This is a genomic window from Vibrio astriarenae (genome assembly GCF_010587385.1).
Classification (GTDB): domain Bacteria; phylum Pseudomonadota; class Gammaproteobacteria; order Enterobacterales; family Vibrionaceae; genus Vibrio; species Vibrio astriarenae.
Window position 1 is genome coordinate 1,238,716 of record NZ_CP047476.1, and the last position, 24,120, is coordinate 1,262,835.

Sequence of the window (24,120 nt, forward strand, 5' to 3'; positions counted from 1 at the left end):
CTCGTGACTCAATTCGTGAGCTTGCGGATCGTGTCGACTTAGCTGCGACATGATTTTAAACGAGGATGCAGAAATGATGTTTGAATCCATCCAAATTGTAGGTAAGGCTTTCGTGTCCTCCATGCGAAGTTGATTGATTTGCCTTACACTTTAAATATGGTCGATAATCGCGAAAATGCAAACTTAGTTTAGTGATTTAGCTCAAACTGTATACTCGATCACACCTCCACTCATAACTCATTGTTTGCTAAAATACGCGGCAAATTCGAATTAATGATAATAGTGTAGCAAACTCACTGATTTGCTGAGTTCCCGCGCTATTACCCACTTACGCGTTAGAGATACGACATTGAACTGGAGACGACTCACCCAATTTCAGAATGTGCCCACATCACAAGCCTCACTGGCACTGGGGGTCATCGGCCTAGGTCAAGCTTGGGCGCTTTACGTACCAAGTATTGGGTTGGAACTACAACCGTATCTCGCCGCCTTAGGTGCATTTTTGCTAGGCCCAGTGCTGATCAAATATGTGATGCATCGTCATTTATATTTTAACGATATTCGCCATCCAATCAGCGGTAGTTTGATGGCACCAATGAGTATGGCACTGCTTATCTTATGTGACTATCTGGCGCTCATCTCACCATGGATAGCCTACCCCATTTGGATGGTTGCTATTTCAATACACTTGACCAACATGTTGGTGTTTTTTGCGCTGCAGCTACGCAACTTCAAAATGTCCAACATTGTGCCGAGCTGGTTCTTATATCCCGTCGGTATGATCAGCAGCTCGCTCGCTGGCACACAGTTCGGCTACAACGTATTTTCGGTCACGCTAGTTGAAATCTGCATCACCATCTACTTCTTCATGTTGCCGTTAGTGCTTTATCGTTTGATGTTCGAAGGCATGCTGCCAAAACGCGCTCGCCCGACACTTGCGATCATGGCTGCGCCGATCAATCTTACGCTAGCAGCATATTTGGTGAATTTTGATGACCCTGACCCTATTCTCACAGGTGCACTCGCGGGTATCGCCATCACCATGACCATGTTTATCTATTTGTGTTATTTCCGTCTAATGCGCTTGCGATTCCAGCCTTCAATCGCGGCCGTCACCTTTCCTTCTGTGATCAGTGCCGTTGCCATGTATCGTCTCACCGATTTTTTCGACAACTTCCACCCTCATTGGCACTGGCTACATAAGTTCGGTTTCGTGGAATTGGTGATAGCCACTTGTATGGTGGTGTGGGTGATTTTTCGCTACTTCACTATGTATTGGCCTGAATTGAAGGTGTCACAATTTGTGAATGAGAGAATGAGTGGTAATTAACGCCCCGCTCCCAATATAAACAAAAAAATGATGCGCATTACGCGCCTCATTTTTTGTAGTAGTAAACCTTGCTTAAGCGATTATTGACTAATCGACAGCTGGCTTCCCGTTCTTGATGGTGTCACATCAATTCTCAAATTCATCTGCTCTTTGAGCTCTGAGACGTGTGAGATGATACCGATTGTGCGCCCAGTTTGTTGCAACTCCATCAAGGTTTGAATGGCAAGATCCAGTGATTCTGGGTCCAAACTACCAAACCCTTCGTCTATGAAGAGTGTATCCAAACGAATACCTCCACTGTAAGACTGAACGACATCGGATAAGCCTAACGCTAGAGCAAGGGCTGCCATAAACGACTCACCGCCAGAGAGGGTGGCTACATCTCGGGTTTTACCGCTGTAGGCATCTTCAACCAGAAGATCGAGCCCTGAGCCTACATTGCCTTTTGCGCGCTGCTCTTTACGTAATAGCTCGTAACGCCCCTTACTCATCAAGCGCAAACGTTGGGTTGCTTGAATCAAAACATCATCCAACAACACGCCAAGCACAAAACGGTGCAGACTGACTTTAGAGCCCGTCTTACCATTCGCCACATCGCTTAAAGTGCCAAACACTTGATAAGCTTTATCGAGCTTTTCGTTCTCAAGATACAGCTCAGCCAACCGTACTTTGACCTTATTAAGATTAGCCACAACACTCTGGATTTGAGTATGCTCCGCTAACGCTTGCTGGTAGACCAGGTTTGCTTGCTCTCTCTCTTGAGTCATTAAAGACAGATCTGGCTGAGCAACATCTTTCAACTCTGAGTCTATCTGCTGTAATGCACCTGCGGTTTTAGCGCAGGCTTTGTCAAACGATTCGATGTGCTGTTCAATCTGTTCAACGAGATCGCGGCTTAAGTTGGCGTGTAAGAATGTGTCTTCATTCTCAAAGTCGCTATTATCTAACTCCTCTCGCCACTGCTGCTTCTGCTTACTGGCAGCAATCTCTGCTTCTTGCTTGGCTTTCGTTTCTGCGCTCAATGTGGTGGTGGCTATGGTGAACTTCTGCTCTGCCGTGGTTTGCTGTTGTTGCGCAGACTCTAAACCTTGTTTGAGAACTTGGATACGCTGAGTGGTTTGCTTTAGAGATTGGCGAGTGTGGGCCAAATCATTCGCCTCTCCTAGACTTTCTTTCAGCGAAGCCAGTTGACCATCAAGATTGCTTTTTTCCTGCTGGGCTTGTTGCCTCTGGCTCTCTTGCTGTTTTACTTGTCCCTCAAGTTCGGTCAACTGCTTTTCAACCTTCATGAATTGTTGATTCGCTTCGTCTACATTGAAAGCACGTAGTGCCTTTATCTCTGCACGAAGCTGGGCTTGTTCCTGAAGCAAACTCTGCGGATCATAGCTTAGAGCTTCGTTCAGTAATCGACGCCACCCCTCTAAGGCTTTCTCTATTTTGCCCTGCTCAACCTTGTGGTTCTGAACCTGAGCTTGCTGCTGCTCTACTTGGCTAAATGCTTGTTGCTGAGCAACGCGGGCATGGTCAACATCGGTTTTACTGACAAGATGACCTTGATGCATTGCTGGCGCTGGATGTGACTCACTACCGCATACCGGGCACGCCTCCCCCTCATTTAACAACTGAGCCAACTGTGCTGCTTGCGTACTGTGCCATTGAAATTCCTGTTGGTCGGCAAAGGTCTTCGCTTGATTAAACCGCGCTTGATGTTGACTTAGTTGCTCATTGGCACTCGCGAGTAACTGCTGTCCTTGCTCACTCGCTCTACACGTTGTTTCTACCTCTTGCAACACACTTAACTGCTTGGCAATCGCCTTCTCTGTTTGCTCTTTTAGAGGCAACTCAAGATGAGCTTGCTTTGCCCTGTCTTGATTGAGTTGCGCTTGCTTTAACGCATCCTGAGCCAGCAACTGTTGATTCATCAGCGCTTGCGTTATTTGTTCAACCGTTGTCAGAGTTTTATCCGCTGCCATCCAGGTGGTGTGGAGAGTTTGATACTGCTTGAGCCGCTCAATTTGTGCCTGCAATTGATAGACACGTTTGTCCAACTCAGGAAGCAGCTCCGATTCCCGCTTCGCTTGCTGAAGTTGTGTTAAGCAGCGCGACTGTTCTTGAGCTGCGGTATTCAGTGCTTGCTCTGCTTGCGCGCACCTCTCAACAGAGTGAGTCAGCGTTTGTTGACTGGTATTCTTGGCTTGATAAGTGGCAGACAGAGCGGTAGCAAGTCGTGCTCGCTTCAACTGAGTTCGTTTATTGTCAACGTCTTGTTGCTGCGCACCAAGCTGCTGTTGTTCATGTCTAAGTGCCTCAAGCGCTTTGAACTTATCGACTAGCTCATTGGCTTGCTGCCATTTTTGCGTCACAACATTCTGGGCCAGCTTAGCACTCTCAAGCCTTTTTGCTGCTTCAGTGACTTGAGACTCTTTTTGCTCAATTACCGAAGCCAAGTCAGCTTCCGTCTCCACTTCTGCCAGCTCTAGAACGCCTTTGATTTGGTTATCGAACTGATCTTTCTGTTTCCTGATATCAGCGGCTTGTTCAAACAGAACACGTTCAATATCTCGATAGATGTGTGTTGAAAATAACTGGCCAAAGATCTGTTCACGCTCTTTTGAATTGGCGGTGAGTAACTCTCTGAATCGACCCTGTGGAATCACCATCACTTGTCGAAACTGCTTAACATCAAGGCCGATACGCTCAACGACCTCTTTCGCTACAGGATTAGGACGATTAGCTATCAGCGACTCTGTTTCGCCTTCTAGTTGGTAAAAAACTGCACTATGTGTTTTTTTCGTTGTACCTTCACCACGTTGCTTAGGCACCTGCTGCTCTGGGCTGCGTTCAATACGATAAACATGACCACCCAAAGAAAAAGTAAAATCGACAAAGGTCAGTTGCTTGGCATCAGCTTGGTCACAGCGCATCTGGTCGCCTGTACGCTCACTGCCGGTGGTCTCACCATAAAGCGCGAAACAGATCGCATCCAACAGCGTGCTTTTACCTGCGCCCGTTGGGCCGTTTATCAAAAACAGAGGAGCATGTCCCAACTTATCAAAGTCAACCTCTTGCTTGTCGGCAAACGGGCCAAACGCCTGAAACGTCAGTTTTATGGGCTTCATTCTACTTGCCCTTTTGATTTGTTGATTTGTTCGATAACGGACTGAATGGCTTGATCTTGTGCTTCAGTTAACCCTGTTTTCTGCACTTCATTGAAGAAATCTTTAAACATATCCAACTCACCTCGTGCAAGCTTTGCTCGACCAACTTCTTGTTCGATACCCATCAGCATCCCCGGCTTTTCCAAATGAAGAACATTCGGGTATACCGCTCGAAGCTTATCCATTGGATCTAGAATGGCGTGTTGGTCCATCAAGCGAACAAGAAGGTAATCGTCAGCATGTGGATCTGTTTTCCCTACTTCAAGCAATTGCTCAAGCTCTCCCTCGATAATGCGCATTTGATGGGGCGCGGTAAAGTCGATATGCGTCGCACTTTTAAAGCCCTGCTCATCTAACTCCACCAGCGTCATGCCTTTCTTCTGGTGTTGCTCTGAGAAGCTGTATTTCATCAAAGAGCCACTATAACGAATATGCTCTGCGCCCTTTTTCTGCGGCTGATGCAGATGCCCCAACGCAACATAATCAAACGCCTTAAAGTGCTCGCTATTCACTCTATCAGAACCACCAATAGAGAGTGGTCTCTCGGAATCTGACTCCATTGCGCCATCAACAAAGCAGTGGCTTATGAGCACATTTTTCTGTGTGGTATTCGCAGCTGAAAGAATCTGCTCACACAGCCATTGATGCGCCTCATCATGGCTTGATATCGGCTGCTGATAGTGGTGACGCACCTGTTCGGGATCATTGTATGGCATACCGTAGAAAGCCACCTCTCCAGCAGTTTCTGTGTGGATAATCACAGGTTTCATCATGACATCAAAATCACTAATGATGTGCAGGCCAGACTCTTTCATTTGTTGAGCCGCAAACCCTAGGCGCTGAGCACCATCATGATTACCCGGAATCACAATCACAGGAGTCGCTAGATCGTGACATATTTTGTCGAGCGTTTGGGTCATCAAGGTGATTGCTGAAGTCGGGGGAACCGAGCGGTCATAGATATCACCAGCAATAACTACTGCATCAACTGGGTTTGCTTTTAGGTACTGTATAAAGTCACTCAATACCGCTTTTTGGTCATCGAGCAACGACACATTGTGAAACTGGCGACCAAGGTGCCAATCTGAGGTATGGATAAATTTCATGATGATTTTTCGATAATTAAGCCAACTAACACCATCATACTGCAACTGATTGTGTTCACCACACAAACCCCAATTAAATGGCGAAAAGTGCAGCAATGGTTGTCAAAAAGACCCCATAAAGAAAAAGCCGCGGTAATGGCTTACCGCGGCTCTCTTAGGCTCAAAACTTATAGGGTAAATGGCATCAAGTAAACCAGGGCAGCCCATACGCCGATCCACACCATTACCATCGCAGCATCAATCCAATCCTTGCGCCACATAGCTTATCCCCTTATAAAACGGATAAATTGTTGAAAGAAACGTCTATCGTTTGCTTCAAACAGTGAATAAGCAATGTGTGTGCCAGATTTTTTTAATTTAGCAGTATCTCAAATCAAGGCTGACAACGTACTGATAAGTCAGCTGAGTACCCTTCTTGCAAATACTCTGCAAAACACTCAGCCATCGATACAGTAGTCACAATAGAGCCCGGTTCTTGCTCTAAAATTGCATCGTAACCCTCTTTGCCTTTCATGGTATATGCCGAAGAAGTCCCAGTATAAATCCTATTCTCTTCAACAGGTTGCCAAACACCATGATCATCTCTTATCTCCAGATGGGTGACTCGTTGGCCCTTCTCTGCTGTGGCCGTGTATTCAAAGCGCAGTCGGCTCGTGTAAGGGTAAGAACCCGAGCCCGTGCCTTCAACACCATTATTGGTCGCATTGTCTATTGCCCCCTCAATACAGGCGGCAAGCGCAAGACCATTAATACGATACACGCCAATGGGAACGGCAAAAGGCAAAAGTTTTCCGGAAATGTCGGCAACGGAAACACTTCCCGCATGCAGTGAGCTACGTACACCACCGGCATTGTGCATCGCAAATTGAACATCATGACCTAGGCGGCGCATCATAAACAGAAACGACTCGGCCACCATGGGCGCAAGCTCACTTCCTCCTTCTTCATCAGGCAAACGAACATGGCGTAGAGGCTGGTTCAAAACCGCCACCACCTGCTCAGAAAGTGCCTTGACCCGTGGCATATATTTTTCACGCAGCACAGCCTGAACTTTCGGGTCCTTTTTACAGATAACAACGTTGCTCTGTGACTTAATCCAGTCACACGCTTGTTGATACTGCAGATCATTTTTCGGCTCACTCAAACTGGCGTCTAGAAAAACACGACGACCAAACAGCAGCTCATTCTGACCTTCAAACTTAACGACCTTTCCTTGCTCGTCAAACTCAATATGGCAGTGGCCCATGGACAATGAGTGATAGCCGGCTTGAACGACGTAGGTACCTGATATGTACTGACCATACGCTTCGTCTTTTTCAAATCCGAGCGCAGAGAAGTCTCCCTGTAGTCGATGGCTGTGCCCACCAATAATCAAGCCAATGCCTTCAACTTCTTCCGCCAACCATTTGTCTTGTTCATAGCCTAGGTGACTCAGCAGAATGATCTTATTGATGCCAGCTCGTTGGATTGCTTTGACGGTGTTTTTCGCTACTTCTAGAGCAGGTAAAAATGGTGTATCAGGATCAGGGTTAGCTATGTCAGCCATCTTATCTATGGACAAGCCAAAGATCGCAACGGGTTTCCCGTCGATTATTTTGGTAATCCATGACGCACAGTTTTCCATAGGGTCATAGCTATATACCCCAGACTTGCTGCCAATGCGTTTCGGTTTGGTCTTTCTCTCTTGTGACAAGTCCCAGTTGCCGCAAAGCAAAGGAAAATGAATGCGATTAATAAAATCTGAAACCGGATCATTACCAAGATCCAGTTCATGATTACCCAAAGTCATAGCATCTAGCTTTATCGCATTAAGCATGTCGGCATTCGCTCGACCTTTAAACAACGAAAAATACAGAGTGCCTTGAAAGCAGTCACCTGCATGCAAAAATAAAAAGCCACGCTCATCTTGTTTTGCCTGCTCTCTCAGTTGCTCTGTTCTCGTTGCAATGCGAGCAAAACCTCCTGCGCTAACATAGGGCTCGATAGGTGGCTCAATATGATTTAGGTGAAGCTGTAGCGAGGTCGGTTCAAAATAGGAATGGGTGTCGTTAATATGTGCAACCGTCATTCTAACGGGCTTATGGCGTTTTTCGCTCATAGACGTTTCTCTTCTTTATACTCGGCGCTATCCTATCGCATTCCAGATGACAAATTCATTAACTGTTTTCACTAATTTAATCGAACAATTATAAGCCTCTGTTTTTGTGAGAGATACGTGAGACATAAATAACCACTAAGCTATACTCAGTTTAGTAATGCTGTTTATCACTAAGGAGGCGATATGCAGCTAGACCGAATAGAGGTGTCAGGGTTTCGTGGTATCAAACGCCTATCACTGCAGTTCGATGAGCTCACCACTCTGATTGGTGAGAATACTTGGGGTAAGTCTTCACTCCTTGATGCGCTCTCTATCGCATTGCCCGCCTCTGGCGAGTTATACCAATTTGAAATGGTGGATTTTCACGTTGATTACGCCATTGCACACCCTCAAACCCAGCACCTGCAAATCGTACTCTCTTTTATCGCCAACGATGATGTTGAAACACGGGCAGGTCGCTATCGTAAAATCAAACCTGTGTGGGTGAAAGACAGTGACGACAAAAACCGAATTTACTATCGCATAAGCGCAAGTCGAGACGGCTACGACATTACGACACGTTACGCCTTTTTAGACGCGCAAGGGGAGGCTCTGCCCCTTCATCACAGCGAAAAACTAGCGCAGGAGCTGATGTCCCTGCATCCAGTCATACGGTTAAGAGATGCGCGGCGGTATAGCCGAGTCAATAATGGCAACGATACGAATACGAGAGCAGAGAAGCGCATACACAATACCTATCGTCGACTGCTTGCGGTCCCCGGTCATGTCAATAAAGGTGAGATAAAAAGTAGTCTCAATACCATGAATGACTTGGTTGAGCACTACTTCTCTTTTAAACACAATGGCAATCGTAACCCTAGGAAGCCGCGCGACGGATTATTCCACAGTAGTCCCAGTGATAAGACGCTCTCTCAAACCATTTTAGAGTCCAACAGTAAGCAAACCCGATTGTTAATGCTAGGTTTACTCAACGCTTACCTACAGGCTAAAGGACCCACTAACCTTCGCCGCTGTGCTCGCCCTTTGCTTCTCATCGAAGACCCCGAAGGTCGTTTACACCCAACTCATCTCGCTCGTGCATGGAGTTTGTTGCAACTCCTACCGATGCAAAAAATCCTCACCACCAATAGTTCCGAGCTACTTGGGCAAGTGCCTATTCACTCCATCAGGCGTTTGGTGCGTCAATCTGATCGTACTGTCGCTCGCTACCTCAAAGACACACGCCTAACCCAAGATGAACTAAGGCGGATTGGTTTTCATATCCGTTTTCATCGCTCAGGTGCGCTCTTTGCTCGCTGCTGGCTGTTAGTAGAGGGAGAGACCGAAGTTTGGCTATTTAATGAAATCGCTAACATCTGCGGCTATAACCTTGCCGCTGAGGGCGTCCAGATCATAGAGTTTGCTCAGTCGGGGTTAAAATCACTGATTAAAGTCGCCAAAGCGTTTGATATTGATTGGCATGTTGTCACTGACGGCGATCAAGCAGGTAAAAAGTACGCTGCAACGGTACTTGCCATGCTGGGTGATGAAAAAGAGCGTCATCGACTCACGGAGTTACCAGACAGAGACATTGAACACTTCCTCTATCAAAATGGCTTTGAGCAGTTCTTCCGCCAAATGGTGAAAATACCTCCCGAGCATCCCATTGCGGCCAAGAAAGTCGTTCACAAAGTACTAAAGAAAAAAGCGAAGCCAGATCTGGCGTTAGCCATCGTTGGTCACTGTGAGAGCGAAGGCGCAGAGTGTATACCCCTTCTCCTGCGTTGGACTCTAAAACGGGTGGTCACCATGGCTAACGGAAATACCTAGTAAAATGAGAACAAGTGTGACTCTAGATAACCTTGCTCTCACTATCAGTTTTTTTGAAGTGACATTTGAAGCGTAAAATATTGGTCCAAGCTTAACAGACGCAAGCTTCAAATTTTGTAAGACATAACCGAAGTTTAGATTGGCATCAGATAATCTGATACTAAACATCATAGCTATCAGTGACACTAGAACAATAACTTTGACTGATGGTAGTTTCGATCGATTTGTCTTACATAAATACAAAAACACACAGCCACCGCAATAAAAGCCCAATAAAAACAGAGTATTAAACAAATAGAATCAAAAACTTTCTTGTCTACCACCCCACTTTATCGCCTTATAGTCTTGGCTTTTTAAGCTCTATTTTCTTACCGATTAATATCCATACAAAAAGTAATCATATTTTTCATATCAGAAAATGTGATTTAGCTTTTCAATATTATCAATTTTACTTATTATGGCCGCGCTTGATAGATTTAAGCACGACGCTTGGGTAGAAAGCCTGAGTCAAAACATCGAGGGGAACAGAGATGTGTACACATTGGGGGAAGCATGAGTAACGTAGATTCCAGTAATAACCACCTATTTTCACCTATGGAAATGATGGCGGAAGCCGAAAAGTTTGCACTTAACAAGGCAAAAAAGACCAGCAGTATGACGTTGGGATTAGCTGTCATGGCAGGGGCATTCATTGGCTTAGCTTTTGTTTTTTATATCACTGTTACGACAGGTGGTAATGCTGTTGGATGGGGACTCAGCCGCTTAACTGGCGGTATTGCTTTCAGCTTAGGGCTTATCTTAATCGTGCTGTGTGGCGGTGAGCTGTTTACTAGCTCGGTTCTCTCAAGTATCTCTTGGGCGAATGGCCAGATAAGTATGAGAAAGATGCTGTCTCTATGGGCCAAGGTATACATCGGAAACTTCATCGGTGCGATGTTTATGCTACTCATGATCACCTCCGCGGGCCTATTTATGCTAAATCATGGTCAATGGGGGTTGAACGCGCTGAACATTGCTCAACACAAGATCCACCACACACCAATACAAGCCTTTGCTTTGGGTGTGCTATGTAACCTACTGGTTTGTTTAGCCATTTGGATGACATTTAGCGCTGCCAACGCCCTAACCAAAGCTTTATTGATGATTTTGCCAGTTTCAATGTTCGTTTCGAGCGGATTTGAGCACTCGGTTGCAAACATGTTTATGGTCCCTCTGGGTATCGTAATCTCAAACTTTGCACCCGAACAGTTCTGGCAATATGTATCAGCAGAGCCATCTCAATACAGTGACCTTACTGTATCGACTTTTCTGATGGCCAACCTGATACCAGTGACGTTGGGCAATATTTTTGGCGGAGCGGTGCTTGTAGGCCTCACCAACTGGTGTATCTACCGCCGCCCTCAGCTAAAAGCAGCGAAAGTGAGTTCGATAACTCAAAGTCTTGAGATTGTCTCTGTCAAACAGACAGATAGACTCTCAAACACAACAATTAAGCAGATAACCAATACTCAACCACTCTCGCTCAGTGCAGATATGCTTGTGCCAAAAGCGATAGATTTGATGTTGGAAGAAAACGTCTCTGGCGCTCCAGTTTGTGATGTTAATGGTCGCCTCGTTGGATTCCTATCAGTGCATGATGTGATGGTGGCACTTTGGTCCCAGAATTACCTGCCAAGTAAGGGGGCAAAAGTCGTCGACTTGATGAGTCGTGATGTAGTAGCGGTAGATGCAACAGATCGCTTGGTGGATATCGTCGAGTATATGTGCATCGATAAGGAACAGCTATATCCTGTTTCTGCAATGGGAATTGCAACGGCCAATGCCCCTCAACAGCCAATTGAGGAGCGAGTAAAAGCAATGAAAGTAAGCAAGCCAAGTTTACTTCCAGTGCTCGAAGACGGTCGCTTTATCGGTACAATATCTCGCGAAAGTGTGATGATTGAGCTTCGAAAAATCTATGAAGAGAACAGTGCAAACGCGGTGTCTCGATTAGAAATAGCGTAACAACAAGGTCTAGCTAAGCTTTAACTTATAGCCAGACTTGGGTTGAACCAAGTTTGAACGTGCTGATTGGAAATAGCGGCACGAGCAAATGACGTGATACCACAACATCGACAAATAGAAAAAGAGGTGACTTAATAAGTCGCCTCTTTTTTTGCTTTATTTCTTTCTAAAAGTCCAAGCAAGCAGTGCTGTCATTTACCGTTTACTTTTTAATACCTTCAACATGCAGCTCCATGTCAACATAGCTTGATGTGCCCATCACTGGAATATTGAAGTCAGCTAATTCAAGGCGGGTTGTACCCAAGAAACCTGCGCGCTCACCACCCCACGGGTCTGTCCCTGCACCGATGAACTCTGCGCTGATCACAATAGGTTTCGTCACGCCATGCAACGTTAAATCACCAGCAATATCAAGTTGACCATCACCCTTGTCCATCACACCAGTGCTAGCGAACGTTGCCGTTGAGAATTTTGATGCATCAATAAAATCACCACTGCGAATATGCTTGTCACGTTCTGCATGATTCGAGTCTAAGCTGCGAGTATCTACAGTGACATTCACTTTAGACGCCGCGATATCCGCTGGGTCATAAGAGAAGTCACCTTCAAACTTATTAAAGCGACCTTTGATAAAGCTATAACCCAAGTGGCTAACTTTGAAGTTGATCGACGCGTGTGCGCCCTTGGTATCAATCATATAGTCAGCCGCATTCACACTCATCGGCAAAGACATGGCTGCCACTAATGCTGCTACTAGTCCTAATTTCTTCATTTTGATGCTCCTATCATTTTTCGTAACGTGTCGTCTTTGTCGACTACGTGGTGTTTGATGGCTGCTAGTGCATGACCCGCAGCCAATATAATGAGTGTCCATGCGGCGTAGAAATGTATCTCTCCCGCAATATCAGCCTGCCCCTCGAACAATTGTCCTAACGCAGGTACGGTGAACCAGTTAAACACGTCTATACCGCGGCCATCCTCGGTTGAAATGAGATAGCCTGATACGCCAATCACGACGATCAGCGCGTAAAGAGCAAGGTGACCCAAATGGGCTGCTGCCTTTATCATTGGTGTGCCATCAATTTCTGGTGTTTTCACCAATTTGTTCCATACAAAACGCAACACTGTTGCCGATATCAGCAGGATCCCTACAGACTTGTGCCAATGAGGTGCAGTGCGATACCACTCACTGTAATAACTCAAATCAACCATCCACAAGCCCGCGGCAAACATACCAATAATCACAACCGCACTGAACCAGTGCAGGAGTCGAGAAACCATGTTGTACTGCTTTAGTTGAGCCATAATGCATCCATAAATGTTGGTGTCCTCAACAACAAAAAAGGTCAAATAAACTGATTGAGGAACATTTTGCGTTTAACGTGAGCTTAGTATTTTTTATTTGAAGTCCGGTTAAAAGTAGGCTTATTTGATGAAATCATTCAAAATATTTGAACGAACGAGCAAAAGTGTTTTGCTGTCATCTATTTACATCAGTCTTTATGCTATGGTGATCAGTTCAACTAGCGTGATTCTGAGCCAAAGAAACGGGTGAAGAACAGAAGGATTTGAGGAGCGCTTCGCTTTGTTATCGGACATTTTGATTCAAAGTATTGGTCAGTTTCAGCAAGACTGCTCGAAGTTATGTGAACGGAACTACCCTGCCATCCACAACCGTGGCATGACTGAACATCATATGGCACTCGCCTTCACCCGACGTTTGAGCCGTACCTTGAGTGAATACAGTCACACGAGTACCACAGCACCATTAGACATGTTGCCCAAGAGAGACCTGCCCCATCACTTCCGTGTCAGTTGTGAACTTGGCAGCGTATGGATTGTGACGCAACATATGATGAATGCGAGTAAAACGTATCGCCGTAAGTTAATGAAAGATATTGCTCAATGGAAGAGTGAGTTTGGCTTCGCGATACAACCGAATGATCTGCTACTCGTGCTCGCTGACCACTGGTTAACTCGCAGTCAAAGCAGCCGTGAACTGATTCATTGGTGGACAGGCGTCATGCCCGATGAAATGGTCAAATATCAATCGCAGGGGATCAGTTTATATGAGAGTGATTCACAATTGAGTCAAACAGTAGAGCAGCACTTTTCCATGAGCCCCTACTACCTCAAAATTGCTCATCCACTGAAAAGAGTCGCCGACGAGGAGCTGGTACGAAAATATGTCCAGCTCTACGCCGTCATTGAGTGCAATGGCTAGCCTTTGATGTCGCCAAAACGCTCAAGGTAAAGAATGGTTGCAGCAGTGCGCGAAGCCACCTGAAGTTTCTTAAGCAAGCTTTTCATATGCACTTTCACAGTCGATTCTGAGATAAACAGGCGATCAGCAATTTGCTTGTTGCGGAAACCTTGTGCAACTTCTTTCAAAATCTGCATTTCACGATCGGTCAAGTCATCAAAGTTGTCTTTCATTTGACCGCGGTTTGCCAGATACTCCGCCACAATACCGCTGTATGCGGGCTGGCCACCCAGTGACTCTCTCACTAAGCGAACCATTTCATCTGGCTCTGTGTCTTTAAGTAGATATCCATCAGCACCGGCCTTAACAAGCATGTCTATATCCGAGGGGCTATCTGAAACGGTCAGAATAACAACCTTAGCATCAATACCATCGGTACGTAGCGCTTTTAACGTATCTAGCCCAGACATACCCTTCATATTCAGATCAAGCAAGATCAAATCTGGGTTCGAATGGTTCGCTTGCGCGACAGCGTCTGTGCCGTTACTTGCTTCTGCAACAACTTCAAAGTCATCTTCAAAGCTAAGTAATTGATTGATACCTCGACGCATCAAAGGATGGTCATCGACCAACATCACTCTATTTACTGTCAATTTAGTCTTCCTATTACATTAGGTCTGCGGGTCTTAAGACCTCTTATCATTGTTAATTCATGCCAGCTACTTTACTTTTATCTAGCTGGTACCCAACGAAAAAACGAGGCGAACTTCTGTGCCACTACTTTGTCCTGAGTTTACCGTAAGCTGGCCGTTAAGTCGTTCAGCACGCTCACGCATAATACTCATACCGTAGTGATTCACTTTTGCTTGCTCGTCACTGAACCCTGTTCCATCATCTTTAACACTGATGACAATTTCACCCTGCTCTTCAGAGCACGTCACACTGATCGTGTCCGCTTTAGCATGCTTCATCGCGTTAAGAGACGCTTCGCGGATTAATTGCAGCAGGTGTACTTGTTGATGAGCGTCCAGTTCAACAGATGACAACCCATTTTCGAGAACAATACTCGACTGCGTTTGATCATCAAGTTGACTCAACATCTCTTTCAATGCGACACCAAAATTACCCTCTTTAATTGTAAGCCTAAATGTGGTTAAAAGCTCTCTTAGTTGAGTGTAAGCCTCTGAAAGGCCAGTATCCAACTCTGAAACGGTCGCCGCTGCTCCCTGAGGGTGTTCGAACTTATTCATCTGTTTCTTCAGCAGTGAAACTTGAATCTTTAAGTAAGACAGAGATTGAGCTAACGAGTCATGTAGCTCGCGTGCAATCGTCGCGCGCTCTTCTGCCAATAGCAGCTGCTCTGCCTGCCTCTGTGCTTGGTTATAAAAAATCGCTCGCGCCAGAATCTGAGAGAAGTTATCCAGCAACGTACTATCAGGTGCTTTATCTACACAGAAAAAGTGTAACGCGCCCAAATGTTCACCATCGAGATATAACTCTCGTTTGATGACTTCTGCTTTCTCCACTTCCCCTTCATATAGAGAAATCGATTTATCATCTTCGTCTTCAATATCAAGCTTTACCTTACCAATCGCTTCAATGCTTACGATGTGACGTAATATCGCCTGAAAGTTATCAATATTAATACGAGCATCTGCCAGCTCTTGAGAAGAGCGATAGAGCACCTGCAAAGAGGTATTGGCTTTTTGTAACTCTTGCGTTTTCTCTCCAACGGCTTGTTCTAGCCCTCGATACAGCTTACCTAAGTCCTTAGCCATGTTTGAGAAAGTACTCATGAGTACTCCCATTTCAGTTTGACTGTCATGATTAAAGGCAACATCAAATGAACGGTTTTGAACTTGCTCACTGGCAACAGCTAGCTCATGAAGGGGATGCACAATCTCACGGCGAACATAAAGTACAACATAGATACTGGCCAGCAAGATGCCACCCAACCCTAAGCCACCCACTACGGTTAACTTGGTGATTTTCTGTTCAGAAAAGATCTGTAGTTTTAAAACAAAGTCATCAATTTGCTCAACAAAACTCGCGACTAAAGGAAGATACCGCTGAGGTTGCTCGCCTTCTAGTACAGTTTTGAGCTCCTGCCAGCGCTTTGTGAGCAAAAGATAATCATTGGCGATGTGTTTCGGCACACGCCAATCATCCAAAGATTGCATCGATTCAGAATAAATTGATTGCTCAAATTGATTAATATGAAACTCAAAATCCGACGACTTTATCTGAATATCATGCGCTAGTCGGTAGCTCTGCATACGCATTGAACCCGACACGTTAACCGCCTCTGCATCATTCAGACTCGAGGTGAGTGTGTAGATAGCAAAACTCGTCGTCGCGACGGATAACAAGACGATCAACGACATAGCAAAAACGATGTTCTTGGTGACCGATTTTTTTCTTTTCGATAACGGCAAAATAGTGACCTTTGAATAACCTACCTAACTGACTGACTCGTCAACCCATCAATATGTGATCTCTACACTTTGTAATTATTGATCTAAAACAACCGCATACACCAATTACCCCTTAGGGGGTATTTATAGAAATATGATCAAACCTACAATTTATGTGTTTAATTATGTCAGGTTGTTAACGGCTTTCTTTACTATACTTTTAACATCGACGTAACAACTTGAGGGATAGTAAGAAGTGGTCGATCTCAACAAGCGAAGATTTTTGACGAGAAAAAGCGAAATAAAGCTCAACCATCAACTGCCTTGGCTTCAATCTCCACAAACCCTAACCCATGATTGTACCCAATGTGGCCAATGTGTTACAGCATGTGAAACGAACATTATTGTTAAAGGAGACGGCGGCTTTCCAACCGTCGATTTCAACATTGATGAGTGCACATTTTGCTACCGCTGTGCCGAGGCTTGTCCTGAAAGTCTGTTTAAAACCCAAGACGAATCACCTTGGGATATTAAGGCAACCATTGGGGAGGGTTGTTTAGCAAAACAGAATGTCGAATGCCGGAGCTGTGGAGATTTCTGCGAGACGATGGCAATAGGTTTCAAACTTGAGCTGGGTAAAGTTGCACAGCCGAAGTTAAACCTCGATGAATGTAACGGATGCGGAGCCTGCGTGTCAGCCTGCCCAAGCAACGCAATCAATGTGAGCAAATAGATAATTACAGGGAAAATACCCATGGCACTAAACGAAGTGCATATTTCGAGCCTAGTCGTTCATTGTGATCCACTCCATCTAGAGATCATCAAGAAACAGATTACGGAATACGATGGCACCGAGATTTACGGTGATAGCCCAGAAGGCAAAATCGTTGTGGTTTTAGAAACAGAAAACCAAGGATTTATCACCGATACGATCGATGCCATCAACAATTTACCGAACGTTCTGAGCACGGTTTTGGTTTACCACCAAATTGAATCGAGCTCTGAAGAGACGGAACTTCAATACAAAGACGCTGGAATACAACATTCCCAAATCGAGGGTGAAGCATGAAAATGACAAGACGTGCGTTTGTGAAAGCAAACGCGGCCGCATCAGCTGCAGCTGTTGCTGGTATAACACTACCGGCGAAAGCGACCAACCTGATTGCGAGCTCAGACCAAACCAAAATAACGTGGGACAAAGCGCCATGTCGTTTTTGTGGTACTGGCTGTTCAGTACTCGTCGGAACACAAAACGGAAAAGTCGTTGCAACCCAGGGTGACCCAGAATCTCCAGTAAACAAGGGCCTTAACTGTATCAAAGGCTACTTCTTGTCGAAAATCATGTATGGCTCTGACCGCTTAACTCAACCTCTTCTTCGTATGACCGATGGTAAATACGACAAAAACGGTGAGTTCACACCAGTGTCTTGGGATGTCGCCTTCGATACCATGGCTGAGAAGTGGAAAACAGCACTAAAAGCGAAAGGCCCAACAAGTGTCGGTATGTTTGGCTCTGGCCAATGGACAGTCATGGAAGGCTATGCTGCTGCGAAAATGATGAAAGCAGGCTTCCGTTCAAACAACATTGACCCAAATGCTCGTCACTGTATGGCGTCTGCCGTAGTTGGCTTCATGCGCTCTTTTGGTATCGATGAGCCAATGGGCTGTTATGATGACTTTGAACACGCTGATTCATTTGTACTGTGGGGCTCAAACATGGCTGAGATGCACCCAGTATTATGGACGCGCATCACTGACCGTCGTCTGAGCTATCCTCATGTGAAGGTAAACGTACTTTCAACCTACACCCACCGTTCATTTGAGCTTGCTGACCACGGTTATATTTTTAAACCACAGTCTGACCTTGCGATTGCAAACTACATTGCCAATTACATCATCGAAAACGATGCAGTAAACTGGGATTTCGTCAACAAACACACTAACTTCACTCAAGCGGCGACTGATATCGGTTACGGCTTGCGTGATGACGACCCTCTGCAGCTAGCCGCGGCAAACCCGAACTCTGGCGACATGTCGAAGATCTCTTTTGAAGAGTACAAGAAGTCTGTTGCACCTTACACACTAGAACGTGCACACGAAATCTCAGGCGTAGAAAAAGAGAAACTGGTTGAGCTTGCGAAACAATATGCTGACCCAGACACCAAAGTGATGTCTCTATGGACAATGGGTGTGAACCAACATACACGTGGTGTATGGATGAACAGCCTGATTTACAACATTCACTTGTTGACGGGTAAAATCTCAACTCCGGGTAACAGCCCATTCTCCCTAACAGGCCAACCATCAGCGTGTGGTACGGCTCGTGAAGTGGGTACATTTGCACACCGTCTACCTGCAGACATGGTGGTTGCCAACCCGAAACACCGTGCGATTGCAGAGAAAATCTGGCAGTTGCCTGAAGGGACGATTCCACCTAAGCCTGGCTTCCATGCCGTGCAACAAGACCGCATGTTGAAAGACGGTAAGCTCAATGCTTACTGGGTTCAATGTAACAACAACATGCAGGCTGGCCCTAACATTAACAACGAGCGTCTACCGGGTTACCGAAACCCTGAGAACTTTATCGTTGTGTCTGATGCTTACCCAACAGCAACAGCGCAAGCGGCTGACTTGATTCTTCCAACCGCAATGTGGATCGAAAAAGAGGGTGCATACGGTAACGCAGAGCGCCGTACACAAGCTTGGTACCAACAAGTTGAAACCAAAGGCGAATCGAAATCTGATTTGTGGCAGCTAATGGAGTTCTCTAAACGCTTCAAGATGGAAGAGGTTTGGGACGAAGAGTTGCTAGCAAAAGCACCACAATATCGTGGTAAAACGATGTACGACATGCTGTTCCGCAACGGCCAAATTGATAAGTTCCCTATCGAAGAAGCTCGCGAACTGAACGACGACGCACATCACTTCGGATATTACATCCAAAAAGGTATTTTTGAGGAGTATGCAGAGTTTGGTCGCGACCACGGTCACGACTTAGCACCATACGATGTTTACCACCAAGTTCGCGGCCTGCGCTGGCCAGTGGTTGATGGTAAAGAAACCCTATGGCGCTACAAAGAGGGTTCTGACCCTTATGCGAAAGAAGGTTCAGGTTGGGACTTCTATGGTAAACCAGACGGCAAAGCATTGATCATTTCAGCACCATATGAAGCGCCACCAGAAGAACCGGATAGCGAATACGATATGTGGCTATGTACAGGCCGTGTTCTTGAGCACTGGCATACCGGTACCATGACTCGTCGTGTACCAGAGCTGTACAAAGCAGTCCCTGATGCGGTGTGTTACATGCACCCAGATGATGCGAAAGCACATAACGTACGTCGCGGAGAAGAAGTTTTAATCTCTAACAAGCGTGGTGAAGTTCGAGTTCGCGTGGAAACACGTGGTCGTAACCGCCCACCTCAAGGCTTGGTGTTCGTACCGTTCTTTGACGCTCGTATTTTGATTAACAAGTTGATTCTTGATGCCACTGACCCATTGTCTAAACAGACAGACTTTAAGAAGTGTCCAGTGAAGATCACCAAGGTCGCTTAACTCGAGAACATTGAACGTAAGGTCACAGCCAACGCTGTGGCCTGATTAAAGATTTAGCCCACAAGGGCGGAGATTGAATAATGAAAAAACTACTCATTGCACTGTTGTCTGTATGTGCTGCAGCCGCTGGGATTGCCCATGCTGAGCTGGATAACCCAGGTGGCATTGGTGGCCTCGAATCTCTACGAGGTGCTGCTGAATTGGAAGATACTCGTCCATCGGATAGCTTCAAAGACTACCCGAAAGAGCACGCTGTAGCGAGTGATTATGTCTTCCAACCACCATTGGTACCTCATAGCATTCGCAGTTACGAAGTATCGCTCAACGCAAACAAATGTTTGGCTTGCCATAGCTGGAAAAACGCGCCAGATATGGGAGCCACAAAGATTAGTGTGACACACTACGTCAACCGCCAAGACGCGGTTCTGTCTGACGTGTCCCCTCGTCGCTATTTCTGTTTGCAGTGTCACGTTCCTCAAGTCGAAGCGAAACCGCTAGTTGAGAACAATTTCGAGCGAGTGGAATCACTACGTTAGTCGTTTAGCGACAACGAGAGAGGCAAATTATGAAAATACTTAAAGCGTTTTGGAAGAGGCTAACAACACCGAGTAAGGCAGCGGCAGGCGTTGTCTTATTCTTAGGTTTTGCTGGTGGTCTTCTATTCTGGGGCGCATTCAACACAGGTATGGAAGCAACCAACACCGAAGAGTTCTGTTCTGGATGTCACGCACCGATTGTTGCAGAAATTCAAGAGACGATTCACTACTCTAACCGTTCGGGTGTTCGTGCTATCTGTTCTGACTGTCACGTTCCTCATGAGTGGACAGATAAAATTGTACGTAAAGTACAGGCATCAAAAGAGCTGTTCGCCCACTTCATTGGCACCATCGACACACCCGAGAAATTCCAAGCTCGCCGTGGCCATCTTGCCGAGCGTGAGTGGTCTCGTTTGCAAAAGAACGACTCTTTAGAGTGTCGTAACTGTCACGAGTTTGATTACATGGACTTCTCAGAGCAAGGCAGCCGAGGTGCAGCACAGCACTCAACGGCTCTGGCTTCTGGCGAAAAAACCTGTGTAGACTGTCACAAAGGTATCGCTCACAAACTTCCTGATATGGAAGGCGTTGAAGGCTGGCAATAAGGAGATAGACATTGAGTACATTAGAATCGGTTATCTGGCACGTACTTGGCTATAGCGCTATGCCAGTCATTATCCTAGGTGGATTCGCCGGCGTCGCCGCTATCTCTTTATGGTTGCTATCGTTAGGCAAAGATAAAGAGGTTTGATACCTGTAGAGTCAAATGAAGTTACCTGAGGGTGCTTTGAATTGATGATGAACCCCGCCTTTTGGTGGGGTTCTTTTTTGGAGTATTAATACTCAATAGCAGAAGTGTTTTAGCACGTTAATGGGTAAAGACTTGTTTGCTGAACTGATTTAAAGCAACAAAACCTGTTTTCAATTGTGAAAGTATTCCACTACACACACCCACACTCGAATTATCCGTCTTTTGATTCCACATGCTGAGCCACGATGTAGTCGATAGCCTCATCGTTCAAACAAGATTTACTGACATACTGGCGCTGTTTGCCTATATGAAGGATCAAGCCTAGGTTAGTCTGTTCAACTTGGCTAATCTTACTCCATTTGATGACATTACTGTTCTTACCACTGGTATAACAAACACCTTCTGAGTTGACTTGAAGTTGCACTTTACTACCGCAGCTAGAACTGATGGTTCGTCGCCATAACCACCAACCTCTTGCAAAGTAAACACTCGCGGCCTCTACTACGCTCAAAACAACAAAGAACCAGCCCACGTAGCCGTTAGGTAACAGTTCAAACTCTAATAAAGCCATACCAAACAGTAGGAAGATAATGGCTTTAAGATAGGACTTAGGAAATGTCCTTGGTTGACTTGTTTGATCGTAACATTCAGCGAAGAAGGCTTTATCGAGGGTGTACTCTGTTGTGAAATCAAAATCTTTAGGCATATGTGGATACTTGAAAAATCTCTAAAAAATGACCATCCATCATGAGGGGTCGTGGCGCGGATAGTGTATCGTTTTTAGGTGAGCTTCTTTAACCAATTTCACTCTATTTTTGTATCAAAAATCGATGTAGACATGTCACTCAACCAATAAAGTTGGGGTTATTCTTTGGGTGAATGCCCGTCTTCTTCGCCAGCTCTTGCATCGCTTCAGCGAATGTTGTGGTGCTGCCCTTAGGCTTGACCTGCACAACCTTGTAACCCATATTCTCAAGTGCTTGTCGCTCAGCTACCACTGCTTTATCGTCTTGATGACTGCCTTTTGCAGGCTGATGGATGTAACAGCCCTCAAGTTGACCGTCTTCGACGAGTTGGTGGTGTTGCAGTGCGTTGATATCTAGATTCATAGTCACTCTTTTTTTCAGTTGGGGGCTTAAGTGCTAATCAGCTATTGAGCCATGGTTAGTGGCATAAAGCAAATCAACTGATCATTTGATAGTGGAAATGCAAAAGGAGGTCGTTCTGCGCTCACAGAATAGAAAAGGCCTAGCAGCTCGGCTAGACCTTTGTTAGTAGTGTGAAGAAGGTGATTACGACTCTGCGATCGGTAAAACTTGTTTCACATAATCGCCTGGGGCATCAGTAAGTACCGGATAATTTTCAGAACCTACTCTAAACGGTTCTACTTTCTCATCCGCATTGTACTGCCCTAACCATTGATCCCAGTGTGTCCACCAAGATCCCTCTTTGTGTTCGGCATTATTAAACCACTCATCTGCCGAGTCATCGAGGTTGTCGTTGAGCCAATAACCGTATTTCTTCTTAGCAGGGTGATTAACAATACCTGCGATATGACCGGATTCGCCAAGGACAAAGGTTTTATTACCGCCAGTGTTTAAGGCGCCACGATAAGTGCCTTGCCACAGTGCAATATGGTCTTCTTTGGTTGAAATAAAGTAGCTAGGGATTTTGATCTTATTAAGGTCAATCCATACACCACCTATTTTAACCCCTTTGTCTCGAACCAACTTGTTCTCCAAGTAGAGCTCACGCAGCAAAAAGTTATGGCACGCTGCAGAGACATTGGTGCTATCACTGTTCCAATACAACAAGTCAAAATCAACTGGACTGCCACCTTTTAGATAATTGTCTACGTAGTAGTTCCAGTAGAGGCTGTTTTCGCGCAACAGGCTGAATGTCACACTCAGTGAGCGTCCATCCATATAACCTTTCACGTTATTTTGCGCTTCAATCGCGCCAATCACAGTGTCGTTGATGTAAGCGCCCACTTCTCCTGGCTGCGAGAAGTCGAGAAGCGTTGTAAAGAACGTCGCTGACTTAATGCGCTTTTTCATACGTTTAGCCGCATAGTAAGCGATGGTCGAAGCCAAAACGGTGCCGCCGATACAATACCCGGCCGCATTGATCTGCTCTTGGCCAGTAATGTCTTCAATTGCGGTAACCGCTTTCGCTACGCCCTCTGTCACGTAATCGCCAAACTCAACTTTAGATTGCTCTACACCCGGGTTACGCCATGACATCATAAACACACTGTGACCCTGCTCTAGCAACCACTTAACGAGTGAATTACGCTCAGTGAGATCAAGGATGTAATATTTATTAATGAATGGGGGAACAATAAGTAGAGGGGTCGAGTTTACCTGCTCTGTGAGGGGGCGGTATTGAATCAGCTCGAAAAGCTCATTCTTAAACACCACATCACCAGCAGTCGTCGCAATATCATCACCTAAACGGAACGCATTGTTGTTGGTCATGCGCACCTTCAAGATATCGGCACTTGAATCGATATCTTCTTTCAGCTGCTCCATACCTGAAATCAGATTCTGACCATTTTGCTCTAAAGTCAGCTTAAGAAGCTCAGGGTTGGTCGCGATAAAGTTAGATGGTGATAAGGCGTTGATCGCCTGACGAGAAAAGAAGGTGATTCGTTCTTTAGACTTTTCATCCAAGCCTTCAATCGAATCGATGGTATCAAGATAGGTTTTACTGAACAGTAAATATGATTGCTTTATAAAGCTAAACATCGCTTCATTCTGCCATGACTGGTCAGAAAAACGCTTGTCACCTCTCTCAGCTTCAACCACCTGCTCTGAATTACCCAGAACCACATTTTGCCAGATCTGGAGCTGCTGCTCCCACCAATTAGATTGCAGTTCTAATAGCGCGGCTGGTTGGTTAACGGCTTGTTCAAACAGTTTAGTTGTATCTTCAAAGTTCACTTCTTGTAGTGCTTTGTTTAGAGGTGACTGCACGGCTGCCTTATTGGCTTCAAAATCGTCCCACCACTGTTGGTTAGACTCATGAAGCTTTACAAGGTAGTCCGATAGGAGATGTGGAAACATAGTGTTACTCCTAAGTTCGGAAAGACGCCCGCCTCTAGTCAGTTGGATGCGAGAAGATTGTATGACCTCATTTCAGTTTCGATAGTAGAAA

19 protein-coding genes and 2 pseudogenes are annotated in these 24,120 nt (G+C 45.6%); 10 read left to right on the top strand and 11 right to left on the bottom strand.

Annotation, left to right across the window (positions count from 1 at the left end):
- Positions 1-349 precede the first annotated feature (349 nt).
- Positions 350-1,330 (top strand): TDT family transporter, encoded by a 981-nt coding sequence (locus GT360_RS19890; protein WP_164650683.1) that lies wholly within the window; start codon positions 350-352, stop codon positions 1,328-1,330.
- An 80-nt stretch (positions 1,331-1,410) separates the two neighbouring features.
- Here GT360_RS19890 and GT360_RS22135 read toward each other — a convergent pair.
- From GT360_RS22135 to GT360_RS19905, 4 genes and pseudogenes are all read right to left on the bottom strand, one after another.
- Positions 1,411-2,055: pseudogene (locus GT360_RS22135) on the bottom strand (SbcC/MukB-like Walker B domain-containing protein); the annotation flags it as partial.
- Positions 2,056-3,585: 1,530 nt separating this feature from the next.
- Positions 3,586-4,449: pseudogene (locus GT360_RS22140) on the bottom strand (AAA family ATPase); the annotation flags it as partial.
- On the bottom strand, positions 4,446-5,594 hold the full coding sequence (locus GT360_RS19900; protein ID WP_164650685.1) for an exonuclease SbcCD subunit D: 1,149 nt from the start codon (positions 5,592-5,594) through the stop codon (positions 4,446-4,448). The pseudogene GT360_RS22140 and the gene GT360_RS19900, both read right to left, overlap by 4 nt.
- A 373-nt stretch (positions 5,595-5,967) precedes the next feature.
- Complete coding sequence (locus GT360_RS19905) at positions 5,968-7,692, bottom strand: bifunctional metallophosphatase/5'-nucleotidase (RefSeq protein WP_164650686.1); 1,725 nt, start codon at positions 7,690-7,692, stop codon at positions 5,968-5,970.
- Between the two features lie 183 nt (positions 7,693-7,875).
- Here GT360_RS19905 and GT360_RS19910 point away from each other — a divergent pair, with 183 nt between their 5' ends.
- Together GT360_RS19910 and focA are read left to right on the top strand one after the other, a co-directional pair.
- Positions 7,876-9,501: an ATP-dependent endonuclease gene (locus tag GT360_RS19910; RefSeq protein ID WP_164650687.1), complete on the top strand. Its 1,626-nt coding sequence runs from the start codon at positions 7,876-7,878 to the stop codon at positions 9,499-9,501.
- Positions 9,502-10,053: 552 nt separating this feature from the next.
- A complete protein-coding gene (gene focA / locus GT360_RS19915; protein WP_164650688.1) occupies positions 10,054-11,505 on the top strand; it encodes a formate transporter FocA in 1,452 nt (483 codons plus the stop codon).
- Positions 11,506-11,707: 202 nt separating this feature from the next.
- Here focA and GT360_RS19920 read toward each other — a convergent pair whose 3' ends face one another.
- Positions 11,708-12,277 carry a YceI family protein gene (locus tag GT360_RS19920; RefSeq protein WP_239502653.1) on the bottom strand — a complete coding sequence of 190 codons (570 nt, stop codon included), beginning with the start codon at positions 12,275-12,277 and terminating at the stop codon, positions 11,708-11,710.
- Positions 12,274-12,810, bottom strand: a complete 537-nt coding sequence (locus tag GT360_RS19925) for a cytochrome b (protein ID WP_420825454.1) — start codon at positions 12,808-12,810, stop codon at positions 12,274-12,276. Before GT360_RS19925 ends, GT360_RS19920 begins: the two co-directional genes overlap by 4 nt.
- Positions 12,811-13,090: 280 nt before the next feature.
- Here GT360_RS19925 and GT360_RS19930 point away from each other — a divergent pair, with 280 nt between their 5' ends.
- Positions 13,091-13,729, top strand: coding sequence for a hypothetical protein (locus GT360_RS19930; protein WP_164650690.1), 639 nt, complete (start codon positions 13,091-13,093; stop codon positions 13,727-13,729).
- On the opposite strand, the gene GT360_RS19935 is transcribed toward GT360_RS19930, so the two are convergent.
- Positions 13,726-14,361, bottom strand: a complete 636-nt coding sequence (locus GT360_RS19935) for a response regulator (RefSeq protein WP_164650691.1) — start codon at positions 14,359-14,361, stop codon at positions 13,726-13,728. The genes GT360_RS19930 and GT360_RS19935 overlap by 4 nt on opposite strands.
- A gap of 81 nt (positions 14,362-14,442) precedes the next feature.
- On the bottom strand, positions 14,443-16,143 hold the full coding sequence (narQ, locus tag GT360_RS19940) for a nitrate/nitrite two-component system sensor histidine kinase NarQ (protein ID WP_275426977.1): 1,701 nt from the start codon (positions 16,141-16,143) through the stop codon (positions 14,443-14,445).
- A 235-nt stretch (positions 16,144-16,378) separates the two neighbouring features.
- On the opposite strand from narQ, the gene napF reads away from it, so the two are divergent.
- The 6 genes from napF to GT360_RS19970 all read left to right on the top strand — a co-directional run bounded on the left by napF (position 16,379) and on the right by GT360_RS19970 (position 20,964).
- Positions 16,379-16,855 (top strand): ferredoxin-type protein NapF, encoded by a 477-nt coding sequence (napF, locus tag GT360_RS19945; RefSeq protein WP_164650693.1) that lies wholly within the window; start codon positions 16,379-16,381, stop codon positions 16,853-16,855.
- 21 nt (positions 16,856-16,876) lie between these two features.
- Positions 16,877-17,191 (top strand): chaperone NapD, encoded by a 315-nt coding sequence (locus GT360_RS19950; protein ID WP_164650694.1) that lies wholly within the window; start codon positions 16,877-16,879, stop codon positions 17,189-17,191.
- A complete protein-coding gene (napA, locus tag GT360_RS19955; RefSeq protein ID WP_164650695.1) occupies positions 17,188-19,677 on the top strand; it encodes a periplasmic nitrate reductase subunit alpha in 2,490 nt (829 codons plus the stop codon). The genes GT360_RS19950 and napA overlap by 4 nt, the downstream gene beginning before the upstream one ends.
- An 80-nt stretch (positions 19,678-19,757) precedes the next feature.
- Positions 19,758-20,213: a nitrate reductase cytochrome c-type subunit gene (locus tag GT360_RS19960; protein WP_164650696.1), complete on the top strand. Its 456-nt coding sequence runs from the start codon at positions 19,758-19,760 to the stop codon at positions 20,211-20,213.
- Between the two features lie 29 nt (positions 20,214-20,242).
- Complete coding sequence (locus GT360_RS19965; RefSeq protein ID WP_164650697.1) at positions 20,243-20,818, top strand: NapC/NirT family cytochrome c; 576 nt, start codon at positions 20,243-20,245, stop codon at positions 20,816-20,818.
- A gap of 11 nt (positions 20,819-20,829) precedes the next feature.
- A complete protein-coding gene (locus tag GT360_RS19970; RefSeq protein ID WP_164650698.1) occupies positions 20,830-20,964 on the top strand; it encodes a TIGR02808 family protein in 135 nt (44 codons plus the stop codon).
- A 211-nt stretch (positions 20,965-21,175) separates the two neighbouring features.
- Here the strand turns inward: GT360_RS19970 and GT360_RS19975 are convergent, their stop codons facing one another.
- From GT360_RS19975 to phaC, 3 genes are all read right to left on the bottom strand, one after another.
- Positions 21,176-21,670 (bottom strand): YcxB family protein, encoded by a 495-nt coding sequence (locus tag GT360_RS19975; protein ID WP_164650699.1) that lies wholly within the window; start codon positions 21,668-21,670, stop codon positions 21,176-21,178.
- A gap of 139 nt (positions 21,671-21,809) precedes the next feature.
- Entirely contained in the window at positions 21,810-22,073 is a 264-nt protein-coding gene (locus GT360_RS19980; RefSeq protein WP_164650700.1) for a hypothetical protein, read from the bottom strand.
- Between the two features lie 183 nt (positions 22,074-22,256).
- Complete coding sequence (gene phaC / locus GT360_RS19985; protein WP_164650701.1) at positions 22,257-24,029, bottom strand: class I poly(R)-hydroxyalkanoic acid synthase; 1,773 nt, start codon at positions 24,027-24,029, stop codon at positions 22,257-22,259.
- Positions 24,030-24,120 lie beyond the last annotated feature (91 nt).